Annotated in this window: 15 protein-coding genes; 4 read left to right on the top strand and 11 right to left on the bottom strand. The window is 61.6% G+C overall.

Annotation, left to right across the window (positions count from 1 at the left end; all coding sequences use genetic code 11):
- The first annotated feature begins 216 nt into the window (after nucleotides 1-216).
- Nucleotides 217-1,356 carry a succinyl-diaminopimelate desuccinylase gene (dapE, locus tag CKO11_RS01155; protein WP_223632014.1) on the top strand — a complete coding sequence of 380 codons (1,140 nt, stop codon included), beginning with the start codon at nucleotides 217-219 and terminating at the stop codon, nucleotides 1,354-1,356.
- A complete protein-coding gene (locus CKO11_RS01160) occupies nucleotides 1,353-1,769 on the top strand; it encodes a GNAT family N-acetyltransferase (protein ID WP_223632016.1) in 417 nt (138 codons plus the stop codon). Before dapE ends, CKO11_RS01160 begins: the two co-directional genes overlap by 4 nt.
- Here CKO11_RS01160 and CKO11_RS01165 read toward each other — a convergent pair.
- The 7 genes from CKO11_RS01165 to CKO11_RS01195 are packed head-to-tail and all read right to left on the bottom strand — an operon-like array spanning nucleotide 1,766 to nucleotide 7,120.
- Nucleotides 1,766-2,593: a lysophospholipid acyltransferase family protein gene (locus tag CKO11_RS01165; protein WP_223632018.1), complete on the bottom strand. Its 828-nt coding sequence runs from the start codon at nucleotides 2,591-2,593 to the stop codon at nucleotides 1,766-1,768. The genes CKO11_RS01160 and CKO11_RS01165 overlap by 4 nt on opposite strands.
- 56 nt (nucleotides 2,594-2,649) lie before the next feature.
- Complete coding sequence (locus CKO11_RS01170; RefSeq protein WP_223632020.1) at nucleotides 2,650-2,922, bottom strand: HPr family phosphocarrier protein; 273 nt, start codon at nucleotides 2,920-2,922, stop codon at nucleotides 2,650-2,652.
- Nucleotides 2,919-3,320 (bottom strand): PTS sugar transporter subunit IIA, encoded by a 402-nt coding sequence (locus CKO11_RS01175; protein ID WP_223632022.1) that lies wholly within the window; start codon nucleotides 3,318-3,320, stop codon nucleotides 2,919-2,921. The genes CKO11_RS01170 and CKO11_RS01175 overlap by 4 nt, the downstream gene beginning before the upstream one ends.
- Nucleotides 3,317-4,273 carry an RNase adapter RapZ gene (gene rapZ, locus CKO11_RS01180; protein WP_411741977.1) on the bottom strand — a complete coding sequence of 319 codons (957 nt, stop codon included), beginning with the start codon at nucleotides 4,271-4,273 and terminating at the stop codon, nucleotides 3,317-3,319. The genes CKO11_RS01175 and rapZ overlap by 4 nt, the downstream gene beginning before the upstream one ends.
- A complete protein-coding gene (locus CKO11_RS01185; RefSeq protein ID WP_263298361.1) occupies nucleotides 4,246-4,674 on the bottom strand; it encodes a serine kinase in 429 nt (142 codons plus the stop codon). The genes rapZ and CKO11_RS01185 overlap by 28 nt, the downstream gene beginning before the upstream one ends.
- A 5-nt stretch (nucleotides 4,675-4,679) precedes the next feature.
- Nucleotides 4,680-6,422, bottom strand: a complete 1,743-nt coding sequence (locus CKO11_RS01190) for a stimulus-sensing domain-containing protein (RefSeq protein ID WP_411741978.1) — start codon at nucleotides 6,420-6,422, stop codon at nucleotides 4,680-4,682.
- Nucleotides 6,419-7,120, bottom strand: coding sequence for a response regulator transcription factor (locus CKO11_RS01195; RefSeq protein ID WP_223632028.1), 702 nt, complete (start codon nucleotides 7,118-7,120; stop codon nucleotides 6,419-6,421). The genes CKO11_RS01190 and CKO11_RS01195 overlap by 4 nt, the downstream gene beginning before the upstream one ends.
- 338 nt (nucleotides 7,121-7,458) lie before the next feature.
- Here CKO11_RS01195 and CKO11_RS01200 point away from each other — a divergent pair, with 338 nt between their 5' ends.
- Nucleotides 7,459-9,057: a phosphoenolpyruvate carboxykinase gene (locus CKO11_RS01200; RefSeq protein ID WP_223632030.1), complete on the top strand. Its 1,599-nt coding sequence runs from the start codon at nucleotides 7,459-7,461 to the stop codon at nucleotides 9,055-9,057.
- A gap of 46 nt (nucleotides 9,058-9,103) precedes the next feature.
- Here CKO11_RS01200 and rnr read toward each other — a convergent pair whose 3' ends face one another.
- Entirely contained in the window at nucleotides 9,104-11,362 is a 2,259-nt protein-coding gene (gene rnr / locus CKO11_RS01205) for a ribonuclease R (protein WP_223632032.1), read from the bottom strand.
- A gap of 41 nt (nucleotides 11,363-11,403) precedes the next feature.
- Nucleotides 11,404-12,279, bottom strand: a complete 876-nt coding sequence (locus CKO11_RS01210; RefSeq protein ID WP_223632034.1) for a 3-hydroxybutyryl-CoA dehydrogenase — start codon at nucleotides 12,277-12,279, stop codon at nucleotides 11,404-11,406.
- Between the two features lie 150 nt (nucleotides 12,280-12,429).
- Between CKO11_RS01210 and CKO11_RS01215 the strand changes: the two genes are divergently transcribed.
- Complete coding sequence (locus CKO11_RS01215; protein ID WP_223632036.1) at nucleotides 12,430-13,254, top strand: DUF6473 family protein; 825 nt, start codon at nucleotides 12,430-12,432, stop codon at nucleotides 13,252-13,254.
- A 48-nt stretch (nucleotides 13,255-13,302) separates the two neighbouring features.
- Here CKO11_RS01215 and CKO11_RS01220 read toward each other — a convergent pair whose 3' ends face one another.
- The gene (locus CKO11_RS01220) at nucleotides 13,303-14,229 is read right to left on the bottom strand and encodes an electron transfer flavoprotein subunit alpha/FixB family protein (RefSeq protein WP_223632038.1); all 927 of its coding nucleotides are present in this window, start codon (nucleotides 14,227-14,229) and stop codon (nucleotides 13,303-13,305) included.
- On the bottom strand, nucleotides 14,229-14,987 hold the full coding sequence (locus tag CKO11_RS01225) for an electron transfer flavoprotein subunit beta/FixA family protein (protein WP_223632040.1): 759 nt from the start codon (nucleotides 14,985-14,987) through the stop codon (nucleotides 14,229-14,231). The genes CKO11_RS01220 and CKO11_RS01225 overlap by 1 nt, the downstream gene beginning before the upstream one ends.
- Nucleotides 14,988-15,012 lie beyond the last annotated feature (25 nt).

Consider the following 15,012-nt stretch of genomic DNA (forward strand, 5'->3'; position numbering starts at 1 on the left):
GCATTTTGCAGGTGCAGCGCAATAAAAATTCGCGCGAAGCCTAATCAAAGACCGAATGTGTCGTGCGCGATTTTTCCTGGGCGGGGATCGGGCCGCGACGGTGGCGGCGCTCTGCCGCTCGTGCTCCGCCTTACATGGGCATACCTCAACACCGCAGCCGCGCCGTTGCGCCCGCGCGCGGGCAGGGCTAAGGCTGGGACAAGACAGGAGCCTGCCATGACCACCGATCCGATTGCCTTGACCGCGGATTTGATCCGTTGCCCCTCTGTTACCCCCGCCGAAGGGGGCGCGCTTGTGCTGCTGGAGCGGCTTTTGTCCAAGGCAGGCTTTACCTGCACGCGGGTGGATCGCAACGGCGTGCCCAATCTGTTTGCCCGTTGGGGCGCGCAGGGCGGCAAAACCTTTGGTTTCAACGGACACACCGATGTGGTGCCGGTGGGGGATGCGGGCGCTTGGACGCATGACCCCTTTAGCGGCAAGATTATCGATGGCGTGCTGTGGGGGCGCGGTGCAACCGATATGAAGTCGGGTGTGGCCGCGTTTGCGGCGGCGGCCGTTGATTTCGTGCGGGACACCCCTCCCGAAGGGGCGATCGTGCTGGCGATCACCGGCGATGAAGAGGGCCCGGGCCGCGACGGCACGCGCGCGCTGCTCGATTGGATGGCGGCGCAGGGCGAGGCGATGTCGGTCTGTCTTGTGGGCGAGCCCACCTGCCCCGATGTGCTGGGCCAGATGATGAAGATCGGGCGCCGGGGTTCGATGACCTTCTATATTGAGGTGGAGGGCGTGCAGGGCCATTCGGCCTATCCGCATCGCGCCAAAAACCCGCTGCATGCGCTGGTCGACCTTCTGGGGCAGATGACGGCGCAACCCTTGGATGAGGGCACGGATCATTTCGATCCGTCGACCTTGCAGGTCACGACCATCGATTGCGGAAACCCGGCCAATAATGTGATCCCGGCCAAGGCGCGGGCCACCGTGAATATTCGCTTCAACGATGCGCATTCCTCGGCCACGCTGGAAGCTTGGGCCAAGGGGCTAATTGCCGGGGTCGAGGCCGCGACGGGCGTGCGCGTGGCACTGCGCACCGAGGTGTCGGGCGAAAGTTTCCTGACGCCGCCGGGCGATTTCGTGGCGCTTGTGGCGCGCGCGGTCGCGGCGGAAACCGGGGTCACTCCCGAGTTGTCCACCTCGGGGGGCACCTCGGATGCGCGTTTCGTCAAAGACCATTGCCCGGTGCTGGAATTCGGTCTGGTCGGCAAGACGATGCACCAAGTGGATGAGCGGATCGAGGTGGCGCAGATCACCGCGCTTAAACGCATCTACACCCGCATCTTGCGGGACTATTTCGCATGAAGATCTTCGAGGCCCCGGACCTGACGGCACCGCATGCGCTACGCCGCGCCGTCTTTATCGAAGAGCAGGGTATTGCCGAGGCGGAGGAATGGGATGATCTGGACGGGGCAGCGATCCACCTTCTGGCGCTGGACGGTGATACGCCCTTGGGCACAGCGCGTCTTTTCTTAACGGGCGATTTGGGCAAGATCGGCCGCGTTTGCGTGGCCGCCCCGGCGCGCGGCACGGGGCTTGGAAAGGCGCTGATCTTGGCGGGATGTGAGCGGCTGCGCGCCTTGGGCTGCACCCGCGTGCAATTGGGCGCACAGATGCACGCGCTGTGCTTTTACGAAAGGCTGGGCTTCGTTGCCTTCGGTCCGGTCTATGACGATGCGGGGATCCCGCATCGCGATATGGAGCGGGTGCTGGTTTAGTTGCGCAAGGCCAGCGTTTCGGCGCGCAAATCGGCCAAGAATTGGCGCGGGTTCTTGAGCGCGGGGGCGATCTCTTGGGCGGATTTGGCCGGGCCGATCACCGGGCTTTGCTTTTTGTTCAGCGCGCGGCGGATTTCATAAAGCAGCAGCCCTTGGCGCAGGGTCGGGCTCAGCTTGTTGGCGATCTGGTAAATCCGCGAATTTTTGCCCGGGAAATAGATCGGCAAGACCGATGCGCCCGACCGCGCGAGCATCTTGGCGGTGAAGGGGTTCCATTCACCCTCGATTGCCGGGCCGAAGAAGGTTTTTGAATGCGCCACGGCCCCCGCCGGAAACAGCACGATCACTCCGCCCGCCTTCAGCGTTGCCATGCATTCGGCGCGCATTTTCAGGCTGTCTTCCTGCGCATTGGGTTCATGCGGGAAAGGCACCGGCAGCATGAATTCGGCAATCTCTGGAATGCCGGTCAAAAGCGAGCGCGTCAGGATTTTGTAATCGGTGCGCACCTGTCCGATCAGATAGGCCAGCACCATGCCATCCACCAGACCATGCGGGTGGTTCGCCACCACCACCAACGGGCCGGTTTTCGGAATGCGCGCGACCTGTTCGGCAGGGGTGGTGACCTCAATCCCCATGATGTCGAGCGCCTGCGGCCAGAACGGCTGCCCAAAGGGCGCGCCCCGGCGTTCAAACTTGCGGATCAGGCTGAGCAATTTGAGCTTGGCCGTGGCCCATTCGATCGCGCGGATCGTGCCGGCTTTCCACGGGTTGGTGAAGGTGCCGGCATAGGACAGTCGCCCCTTGTCATAGGGCTTCTGTTCCACTTGCTCTACGCTTACGCGCCCATCTGCATTCACACCGAACCCCTTTGCCTTGCGGCTTACATGTCTTCGCCGAAGCGGTCGGCCACCAAAGCATCCAGCGCTTCGGCCAGTTCTTCGGCTTGGGCGCCGAAGGTGGTGACCTCGATCGAGGTACCGCGCGCGGCGGCCAGCATCAACAGCCCCATGATCGAATCGCCCGAGACTTTCATGCCGTCCTTCTCAACCTCGGCACGGGCGTCGTGATCCTCGACCACTTCGACGAATTTGGCCGAGGCCCGCGCGTGTAGGCCCTTTTCATTGACGATCTTCAAAACTCTTGAGACGCTCACTTGCCCGCGACTCCGCCCGTCGAATAGCAGTTGATATATTTCCGCCCGGCATCGAGCGAGGCTTCCACCGCCGCATGCACGCCAAGGCTGCGCGATTTGGCCAGTTTGATCAGAAGCGGCAGGTTTGCGCCGTAAATGATTTCGCGCCCGCCAGCTTCGCAGGCCATCAGGCTGAGGTTGGAGGGGGAGCCGCCAAACATATCGGTGACCACCACCACGCCTTGTCCGGCGTCGACCGCATCGGCGGCGGCGCGGATTTCGGCCTGTTTGGCGCCCCGGTCATGGTCGTCTTCAATGGTGATGGCGCGGATCCCCTCTTGCGGGCCGACAACATGTTCGACCGCCGCGAGGTATTCCCGCGCCAGCCCGCCATGTGCCACGATCACGATCCCGATCACGCGCCTTTTGCCCCTTTCCCTGCGGGCAGCGTCTGCGCCCGTCGCTCCAGTTCCCTGTGCCGTTTAGACACTTGCCAGCCAGCCTGTGCAAGGGCCTTGGAGACGGCTTCGGTCATCACAACGGATCGGTGTTGCCCGCCGGTGCACCCAAAGCCAACCGCAAGATGAGCCTTGCCTTCGTCGATATGCGCCGGAAGTTGAAACAGCAGCAACCCGCACACCCGCGACAGGAAGTCTGCAAACCGAGGATCACCCGCAACATGGGCGGCCACCGCCGGGTCCAGCCCGGTCAGCGGGCGCAGGTCGGGCACCCAATGCGGATTGGTCAAGAACCGGCAGTCGAACATCATATCGAGCCCGCGCGGCGTGCCCCGTTTGTAGCTGAAACTATGAATCGAAATCGCAAGCCGCGCGATTTCGCCCATATCGAACCAGCGCGCCACCTCGGCGCGCAGGTCATGCGGGCTCATGGCCGAGGTGTCCAGCAAGACATCGGCGCGCATCCGGATCGGCGCCAAAAGGTCCAGTTCCTGTTCGATCCCGGCTACGGGCTGGGCCTCGGGCAAAAGCGGATGGCGGCGCCGGGTTTCGGAATAGCGCCGGATCAGGGCCTCGGCAGAGGCATCAAGATACAGCACCTCAAGCCGTAGTCCGGGCGCGCGGGTGATCCGGTCGATCAGTTCAATCAGGGCCGCGGCGGAAAAATCCCGGTTACCGACATCGATGCCCAATGCCATCGGGCGGGGCAGGGGGCCATCAAGCAGACGGGGCACAAGGCTTAGCGGCAGATTGTTGATCGCTTCATAGCCAAGGTCTTCCAGCGCAGCGATGGCGGTGGTGCGCCCGGCCCCCGACGGGCCGGTGACCAACACCAGCCGCGTGGTTCCATCTGCTTGCGCGTCGGCCGGTTTTGCGGCGGCCTTGTTCACATCGCTCTCCCGGCCCTTAGCCATTGCCAGATCACCGCTTCAAGATGACCATGTTGCAAGCGCAGCACAAGAGGCAGGGTGACGCCGCACAGGGCAATCTCGCGTGAGGGCGGCAGGCGATCTGTCTCATCTTGGCCCATGTCGATGGCCAGCACGATCCGCGCGGCGGGCAGGGGATCGGCACGTAACAGCCCCGCGCCCCGCGCCTCGATCAACCCGGCGATCCGGGACGGGCCGCGCGCGACAAGCTTTCCGGCCTCCGAAGACAGCGCCACGCGATCATCGGCCACCAGATGCGCGCCCAAGGCCATCAGCCGCAATGCAAGGCTTGATTTGCCGCTGCCGGAGGGGCCAAGGATCAAAACGCCGGTCTCGGCATCGCGCGCAACGGCGGTCGCATGGATCGTTGCGGCCCCCACGTCCAAGGCGCTTACACCGGCAATCCGACCACGAAGCGCGCGCCCAGCGGTTCGGAGGTGATATCGGCATCGGTCGGGCGGATGTTTTCGGCCCAGATCACGCCGCCATGCGCCTCGACAATCTGTTTGGAAATGGCCAGCCCAAGGCCCGAATGATCCCCAAACTGGCCTTCGGGACGCTGCGAGTAAAACCGCTTGAACACTTTGGTCAGCGCCTCTTCGGGAATGCCGGGGCCTGTATCCTCGACCACGACCAGCACGCGGTTTTCGCGTTTGCGCGCCCAGACCCGCACGGCATCACCATCGTCGCAAAAGCTGATCGCATTGGTGATCAGGTTGACGAACACCTGCGCCAGCCGCGCTTCAAGCCCGGTGATGAAAATCGGCTCGTCGGGCAAGTCGGTTATGAATTCCACCCCCCTGTCGGCCGCCTGTGCGCCCAGATATTCACCGATGTTATTGACCATTTTGAGCAGGTCAAAGCGTTCTTCTTCTTCCTTCACCAGCTCGCTATCAAGCCGCGAGGCATTGGAAATATCGCTTACCAGCCGGTCGAGCCGTTTCACGTCGTGGTCAATCACATTCAAAAGCTGGATGCGCTGCTCGTCGCGTTTGACGACATGGAGCGAGGCTACGGCAGAGCGCAGACTGGCCAGCGGGTTCTTGATTTCGTGCGCCACATCGGCGGCGAATTGTTCATTCGCATCGATCCGGTCGTAAAGCGCGGCAACCATGCCGCGCAGCGCGCCCGAAAGGCGGCCAATTTCATCGGGCCGCGCGGTCAGATCCGGGATCCGCACCCGGCCCGGCGACATTTTGCGCGAATTGCGGTCGCGCCCGATCTCGGCGGCGGCGGCAAGGTCGGAGAGCGGATTGGCGATGGTCGAGGCCAGAACGAGGCTGAGCCCGATCGACACGATGATCGCGATCACGAACATCTGCAGCACCTGTTCGCGCTCCACCCGCACAAGCTGGTCAATCTCGCCCGCGGCAGAGGTCATGGCGATCGTGCCGACCATGTTGCCGTTTTGGTAAAGTCCTGTCGCGACCGAAAAGATCGTCGCGCCCGAGGCGTCGCGATCGGTTGTCATCACGGTTCTATCCGCGCTCACCTCCTGTGCCAGCGATTCGGCAATGGCGCGGGTATCAAGCCTCTGGGCTTCGTCATCATCGCGGCGCACGAATGCCGCGACCCATTCCCAGCCCCGGTTCAGCAGATCGGTGATCACGGTGGAGCGGGTGTCGATGCCAAGCCCCTCCACGTCTTCGCGCGGAGCGGTGCCGATCGCGGCGGAATCAGCAATCAGGTTGCCCGCCCCGTCAAAGACATAGATCGTTGCGCCCTCGGGCAGTTCGATCCCGCGCATTGCGGCGATCACATCGATCCCGTCACCGGCGGCTAGGTTCACCGGCGCGGCGGTGGGCATATGCGCCTCGAACACATCGGCGACCAGTTCCGCTTCGCTGACGATCGCGCTTTCGCGTTGAAACACCAGGCTGTCGCGAAAGGGGTTGAGATACAGCACCCCGGCCACCATCACCACCATCGCCAGAAGGTTGAAAGTGATGATCTTGCGTGCCAGCGGCGAATGGTTCAGCGCGATGAAGCCGCGCCGTTTGCGGCCTTTGGCAAGGTCAGCATCGATCGCGCTTGACGGCCCGACCCAATCCTCTCCGAGGACCACATCCGTTTCGGATTTCGCAGGGCGTCGCATCTGAGACCGTCCAAACCCTATGCGCTGGGCCAGAGTCATTCTTCGTTGTAACGATAGCCGATGCCATACAGCGTTTCGATAGCGGAAAAATCGTCATCGGCGGCGCGCATCTTTTTGCGCAACCGTTTGATGTGGCTATCGATGGTGCGATCGTCGACATAGACCTGATCGTCATAGGCGACATCCATCAACTGATCGCGGCTTTTGACAAAGCCGGGGCGCTGGGCCAGCGCTTGTAAAAGCAGGAATTCGGTCACGGTCAGCGTGACTTCCTTGCCCTTCCAGGTCACCGAATGGCGCAACGGGTCCATCGTCAAAGACCCGCGGACAATCACCTTGGTTTCCTCGGTGGTGGGAACCTCGCCGGTAGAAATGGCTTCCTGGCGGCGCAAAAGCGCCCGGATGCGTTCGACCAAAAGACGCTGGCTGAAGGGTTTCTTGACGTAGTCATCGGCGCCCATGCGCAGGCCAAGAACCTCGTCGATTTCGTCATCCTTGGAGGTCAGGAAAATCACCGGGATGGAGGTTTTCTGGCGCAGCCGTTGCAGCAATTCCATCCCATCCATCCGTGGCATCTTGATGTCGAGCACGGCCATGTCCGGCAGGCGCTTGTTGAACGCGTCAAGGGCAGCTTGCCCGTCGTTATAGGTCTCGACCTCGTAGCCCTCGGCCTCCAGCGTCATCGAAACGGAGGTCAAAATATTCCGGTCATCATCGACCAGTGCGATCCGCGACATGTCCTGCACCCTCATAGCGTCGTTGTTATTTTATAATTACCTATCATTGTCTCTTTTCCACCGCACGGAATCAACTCCGATGTGCGAATCGGGGGCTTCGACGGAATCAGTTCAGGCGAAAAAAGCGAAGGTTTGACTAATTTGTCTCACCTTGGAGAGCTGGTGGCGCTAACTCTTTTATGTTTGCGCTACCTGCGACAAAGGCTTCTGTTCTTTTGCGAAGGCAGCGTGCTATAGCGCGACCATCCGCAATATTCTTGCGCGGATCGGCATCCCTGCGAAACGGATGCCGGGAGGAATCACTGCGCCGCAGCACATTGCGGCAACGGGAGCGAAACATGACCATCGGACGCGTGAACCCAGCCAAGCGCTTGGAAGATCAGGGCATTACTGGTCTCGGCAATGTCTATTACAACCTGCTGGAGCCCGCGCTGATCGAAGAAGCGCTCAAGCGGGGCGAAGGCACTTTGGGGAAGGGCGGTGCCTTTTATTGCTCGACCGGCAAACACACCGGCCGTTCGCCCAAAGATAAACACGTTGTGCGCACCCCCGATGTGGAAGACACGATCTGGTGGGAAAACAACAAGCCCATGGAGCCCGAGAAATTCGACGTGCTGCACGCCGATATGCTTGAGCACATGAAGGGCAAAGATTACTTCGTCGAAGATCTTTACGGCGGCGCCGATCCGGAACACCGCCTTTACGTGCGCATGGTCACCGAGCTTGCGTGGCACAGCCTGTTCATGCGCACCATGCTGCGCCGCCCCGAGCGCGAAGAACTGGACACCTTCGCCCCCGATTGGACGATCGTGAACTGCCCCAGCTTCAAAGCTGATCCGGAGCGTCATGGCTGCCGCACCGAAACGGTGATCGCGCTGAACTTCGCGAAGAAAACCATTTTGATCGCGAACACCGCCTATGCCGGTGAAAACAAAAAAGGCGTGTTCACGCTGCTCAACTACATCCTGCCCGGCGAAGGCATCATGGCGATGCACTGCTCGGCCAACCACGCCATTGGCAACCCCGATGACTCGGCGGTGTTCTTTGGCCTGTCGGGCACCGGCAAAACCACGCTGTCGGCGGACCCGTCGCGCGTTTTGATCGGCGATGACGAACATGGCTGGTCGGACAACGGCATCTTCAACTTTGAAGGCGGCTGCTACGCGAAAACGATCAACCTGTCGAAAGAAGCCGAGCCGGATATCTACAACACCTGCTCGATGTTCGGCACCGTGGTCGAAAACATGGTCTACGACCCGGAAACGCTGGAGCTTGACTTCACCGATAGCTCGTTGACCGAAAACATGCGCTGCGCCTATCCGCTGCATTACATCAACAATGCTTCGGACACCGCTTTGGGCGGCCAGCCGAAAAACGTGATCATGCTGACCTGTGACGCCTATGGCGTTCTGCCGCCGATCGCGCGTCTGACCCCGGCGCAGGCGATGTATCACTTCCTCTCGGGTTTCACCTCGAAAACCCCGGGCACCGAAGTGGGCGTGACTGAGCCGATCCCGACGTTTTCGACCTGCTTCGGCGCGCCCTTCATGCCGCGCCGCCCCGAAGTTTACGGCAAACTGCTGGCCGAGCGGATCGCGAAAACCGGCGCGTCGTGCTGGTTGGTGAACACCGGTTGGACCGGCGGTGCCTTCGGTGTGGGCAAACGCATGCCGATCAAAGCGACCCGTGCGCTTTTGACCGGCGCGCTGGATGGCTCGCTCAACAATGCCGAATTCCGCAAAGACCCGAATTTCGGCTTTGACGTGCCGGTGGCCGTGCATGACGTGGATACCACGCTGCTTGACCCGCGCGCGACTTGGGCCGATGGCGCGGCCTATGATGCGCAGGCGAAAAAACTGGTCGAAATGTTCGCAGAGAATTTCGCCCAATATGTGCCCTACGTCGATGACGAAGTGAAAGCCGTCGCGATCGGCTAAGGCCAAGATCAGATAAGCGAAGGGCCGGGATTTCCCGGCCCTTTTGCTATTTGCGTGTCCGTTTTACCTTGCGGGCAACGGCGCGTTTCTTGGCCTTGAGTGCGCCTTGTTTGCGCCCCTGTTTGAACGGCCTGCGTCCGCCTTTGCCTTTGCCGCCGGGCAAGGTCGCCCCGTCCAACTCCAGCAATTCCAGTTCCAGCCCGCCGGTGACCGGGATCGCCTCGGCCAGCCGCACCAGCACCCGCTGGCCGATGCCGATGACCGTGCCGGTATCGGCCCCGACAAGCTGCTGCGCCTCGCGGTCATAATGGAAGAACTCGCGCCCGACCGAGCGGATCGGGATCAGCCCATCGGCCCCGGTGTCATCAAGCTTCACGAAAGCACCGAATTTCTGCACGCCGGAAATCCGGCCGGTCAACTCGCTGCCCACCCTGTCGCTGAGGTACGCGGCCAAATACCGGTCGGTCGTGTCGCGTTCGGCGGTCATCGAGCGGCGCTCGGTATCCGAAATATGCTGGCCGGTTTCGTCCAGCGTTTCGATATCCGCCGGGCTTAGCCCGTCCTTTCCCCAGCCATGCCCCAAGATCAGCGCGCGATGCACGATCAGGTCGGAATAGCGCCGGATGGGTGAGGTGAAATGCGCATAGGACCGCAAGGCCAAGCCAAAATGGCCAAGGTTTTGCGGCGCGTAATAGGCTTGGGTCATCGAGCGCAGGGTGGAGATGTTGATCAACTCGTCAAACTCGCTGCCCTCGGCGGCCTGCAAAAGCCGGTTGAGATGCGCGGTTTTCAGCACCTGCCCCTTGGCCAGCGTAAAGCCAGACGCCTGCGCGACTTCGCGCAGCGCATCCAGCTTGTCGGTCGGCGGCTCTTCGTGCACGCGATACAAAAGCGGCTTGCGCAGCCGTTCCAATTCTTCGGCGGCGGCGACATTGGCCAGCACCATGAATTCCTCGATCAGGCGGTGCGCATCGAGCCGATCCTTGAATTGCACCGAGGCGACCTTGCCCGCCGCATCGATCACGATCTGTCGCTCGGGCAGATCAAGGTCCAGCGGTTGGCGGATCGCCCGCGCACGTTTGAGCGCGCCGTAGCAGGCGTAAATCGGTTCGATGATGTCTTCGACCAAGGGCGCGGTCTTGTCATCCGGGCGGCCCTCATGCGCGTTTTGCACCTGCGCATATTCCAGCGATGCGACCGAACGGATCATACCCCGCGTGAACCGATGCGAGATTTTGCGGCCATCCGATGCAATCTTCATCTGCACCGCCAAGACCGCGCGCGGCACGTTTTCATGGAGCGAGCACAAATCGCCCGACAGCCGGTCGGGCAGCATCGGCACAACGCGGTCAGGGAAATAGGTGGAATTGCCACGGTTGCGCGCCTCGCGATCCAGCGCCGAACCGGGGCGGACGTAATGCGCCACATCGGCGATCGCCACCCAAAGGATATGCCCGCCCTCATTCGCCGGGTCGTCATCGGGCAGCACAAGGCAGGCGTCATCGCGGTCGCGCGCATCGGCGGGGTCGATGGTGATGAAGGGCAGATCGGTCAGGTCTTCGCGCTTGCCCATTTCGGCGGGCGTCGCCGCATCGGCCTCGGCCACCACCTCATCGGGGAAGTCATCGGGGATGCCATGCTGATGAATGGCTATCAACGAGACGGCGCGCGGCGCGGTGGGATCGCCCAGCCGTTCAATGATCCGTGCCCGCGGCAGGCCCATCCGGCCCTTCGGCCCGGTCTGTTCCGCCTCGACCAATTCGCCGTCCTTGGCTTCGCCCGCGGCGCCAGCGGGGACGATCCATTCTTTCATGTCCCCCTTGTCGATGGGGGTGACACGTCCGCCCTCGGCGCCCTTGCGGAAGATGCCCACGATCCGGTGGCTTGCGACGCCGATCTTGCGGATCAGCCGGGCCTCATAGCCATCGGTGCCTTTTGCGATGCGGCACAGCACCCGGTCGCCCGCCCCCAAGGCGGGGTCGTCGCGCCGTGTCAAAACGGCGATGCGGGGCGGGTCTTCGGCATGGGCCCATTCCATCGGGCGCGCCCAAAGATCGCCCTGTGGATCGGGCGGCAGGATTTCCAGCACTGTCACTGGTGGCAGGCTGTCTTTGTCATGGTAATGGCGCTTGCGGCGCTGGATCTTCCCCTCAGCCGCCAATTCTTTCAAAAGCCGCTTCAGCTCGATCTTCGCGGTGCCCTTAAGCCCAAAGGCCTTGGCCAAATCGCGTTTCGCCCCATGCTCGGGGTTGTCGGCAAGCCAAGCGAGGATCTGTTCTTTGGTGGGGATCGGGTTGTGTGTCATGACCCTGCCTAGCACGCGCAAGCAGGGCCGTTAAGCCACGATCAGCGTGTCGGCACCGGGGTTTCGCCACGATAGTCGTAGAAGCCGCGCCCGGTCTTGCGGCCCAGCCAGCCAGCTTCGACATATTTCGTCAAAAGCGGGCAGGGGCGATATTTGGTATCCGCCAGCCCGTCATGCAGCACGTTCATGATTGCCAAGCAGGTATCAAGCCCGATGAAATCGGCCAGTTCCAGCGGCCCCATCGGATGATTGGCGCCCAGTTTCAACGCCATATCGATGGATTTAACGTTCCCGACACCTTCGTAAAGCGTATAGACCGCCTCGTTGATCATCGGCACCAGCACCCGGTTCACGATAAAGGCCGGGAAATCCTCGGCCGAGGCGGCGGTCTTTCCCAGGGTTTCAATCACCGCCAAAAGCGCCTTGTAGGTGGCTTCATCGGTGGCAATCCCGCGGATCAGTTCCACCAATTGCATCACTGGCACCGGGTTCATGAAATGCACGCCAAGGAATTTTTCGGGCCGGTCGGTGCGCGAGGCCAGCCGCGTGATCGAGATCGAAGAGGTATTGGTGGCCAGAATGGTTTCGGGCTTCAGATGCGGCAGCAGGCTGTCGAAGATGCTCTGTTTGACCGATTCGCGTTCGGTTGCAGCCTCGATCACCAGATCGCATTGCCCCAGTTGTGCAATGTCGAGTGTGGTGCCGATCCGCGCAAGCGCCGCATCCTTGGCCTCGGCGCTGATCTTTTCGCGGCTTACCTGACGGTCGAGGTTCTTAGTGATCGTGGCCATCGCTCTTTCAAGGCTTTCGGGGGCCACATCCATCAAGGTCACGCCATAGCCCGACAAAGCGAACACATGGGCTATCCCGTTGCCCATTTGCCCCGCGCCCACGACACCCACGGTTTCGATCGTCATTTTCGTTCCTTCTCTCGGATTGGAAAAATCCTAAGCGCGATGCTGCACTGCGGCAAGCCCTATTCGAATTGTGTCAATTTTCCCTTTAGCTCTTTCGCAAGGCTTTCGGGCCACCCTGCCGGTGGGTGAGTCGAAAACAAGGTGGGATGAATGGCCTTCGAATATGCGGGCAGTGGTGCCCTTGACTATTTTCCGTGCCGCTATGGCAAATCTAAACTTCTGTTTCGGGGGCCACGCCGTGATCTGACCAAACCCTTCGTGGGGGCGTTTGGGGGTACGGAAACCTATGGCAAGTTCATTGCCGATCCGTGGCCCGCACTTTTGGAAGATCGGTTGGAGTTCCCGGTGGTGAACTTTGGCTATCTCAATGCCGGGATCGATGTATTTTACAGCGAACCGCAGGTGCCCGAGATCACCAAAGCGTCCAATCTGACGGTGATCCAGCTTTTGGGGGCGCCGAATATGTCGAACCGGTTTTATGCCGTGCATCCGCGCCGCAATGACCGGTTTTTGCGGGCGTCGAACCTGATGCGCGCGGTCTTTGACGATGTCGATTTCACCGAATTCAACTTTACCCGGCACATGCTGACCTCGTTGCAGGAATATGCGCCGGATCGGTTCGATACGCTGGTGACAGAGTTGCGCACGGCTTGGGTGGCGCGGATGCGGGGCCTTTTGGAAAAGGTGGCCGGGCCGAAGCTGCTTTTGTGGGTGGCCGATTACCATGCGCCGCTGGAATCCGACCCTTTGGGCCCCGAGCCGCTTTTGGTCAACAAGGATATGGTGGCCGAAATCGCGCCTTTGGCCGATGGCTTGGTCAAGGTGAACCCCTCGACGATGGCGCGCTCCACCGGCACGGTGGGGATGCATTATGGTCCGATGGAAGAGCCTGCCGCGCAAACCATGCCGGGCCCGATCGTGCATCAAGAAATTGCCGAAGCGCTGGCCCCAGAGGTCAGGAAATTCATCGGCTAAACAAAAAGCCCCGCCGTTTGGCGGGGCTTTTCAATTCTGGGGACGCGCTTAAAGCTTGTCGGTCAGTTCCGGCACGGCGGCGAACAGATCGGCGACAAGGCCGTAATCCGCCACTTGGAAGATCGGCGCTTCTTCGTCTTTGTTGATCGCGACGATGACCTTGGAATCCTTCATCCCGGCAAGGTGCTGAATCGCCCCCGAGATGCCCACGGCCACGTAAAGTTCCGGCGCGACGACTTTGCCGGTCTGGCCCACCTGCCAGTCGTTCGGCGCAAAGCCACTGTCGACCGCGGCGCGCGAGGCGCCCACGGCAGCACCCAGCTTGTCAGCCAGTTTTTCGATCAGCGCGAAATCTTCTTCCGAGCCAACGCCACGGCCACCCGAAACCACGATTTTCGCCGAGGTGAGTTCGGGGCGGTCGGATTCGGCCACCTTGTCCTCGACCCAAGTCGACAGACCTTTGTCGCCCGCCGCCGCCACGGCTTCCACTGCGGCAGAGCCGCCAGCGCCGGTCGCCTCGAAGGAGGCGGTACGGATCGTGGCAATTTTCACCGGATCGGCGGATTTCACCGTTTGCATCGCGTTGCCCGCGTAGATCGGGCGCTCGAACGTGTCGGCATCGACAACGCCGGTGATGTCCGACAGCACCATCACGTCCAAAAGCGCGGCGATGCGCGGCAGGGCGTTCTTGGCCGCAGCGGTCGAGGGGGCGAGTATATGGGTGTAGCCCGACGCGATCGAGACAACCAGATCGGCCAGCGGCTCGGCCAGACCATGCGCATAGGCCGCATCATCGGCGGTCAGCACTTTTTCGACGCCATCCAGCGCAGCAGCGGCCGCCGCCGCATCGGCAATGCCCGCGCCCGCGACCAGCACCGTCACCGGGCCCATTTGTTTCGCAGCGCTCAGCGCCTTGGCGGTAGCATCGGTGGCCAGCGCCGCGCCATGAAGTTCAGCAATCAGGAGAACGGACATTAGAGCACCCCCGCATCTTTGAGTTTGCCGACAAGCTCATCGACCGAGCCCACGGTGATCCCGGCGGCGCGGCCCGCCGGCTCGGCGGTTTTCACGACGGTCAGGCGCGGGGTCACATCGACGCCGTAATCGGCGGCGGTTTTCTCGGCCAGTTCTTTTTTCTTCGCTTTCATGATGTTGGGAAGCGAAGCATAGCGCGGCTCGTTCAGGCGCAGGTCAGCCGTGATGACCGCGGGCAGCTTGACCGAGATCGTTTGCAGACCGCCATCGACTTCGCGCGTCACCTTGGCGGAATCTCCGTCGACGGTGACTTCGCTGGCGAAGGTCGCTTGGCTCCAACCCAGAAGCGCCGAAAGCATCTGCCCGGTGGCGTTCATGTCGTTGTCGATCGCTTGTTTGCCCGCGATGATCATGCCGGGCTGCTCTTCCTCGGCGACTTTCGCCAGAATTTTCGCAACGGCGAGCGGCTCGATGTCGGTATGCACATCCTCGGCGGCGACGACGAGGATCGCCCGATCCGCCCCCATTGCCAGCGCGGTGCGCAGCGTTTCTTGCGCCTGTTTCACGCCGATCGACACCACGACAATCTCGGAAACCACGCCTTTTTCTTTCAGGCGGATCGCTTCTTCGACGGCGATTTCGTCGAAGGGGTTCATCGACATTTTCACATTCGCCAGATCGACCCCGCTGCCATCCGCTTTCACGCGGACTTTCACGTTATAGTCGATCACGCGCTTCACAGGCACGAGGACCTTCATCGGCGGTGTCTCCCTAGTTTATTGC

This window comes from Rhodobacter sp. TJ_12 (assembly GCF_020023995.1).
Classification (GTDB): Bacteria; Pseudomonadota; Alphaproteobacteria; order Rhodobacterales; family Rhodobacteraceae; genus Rhodobacter.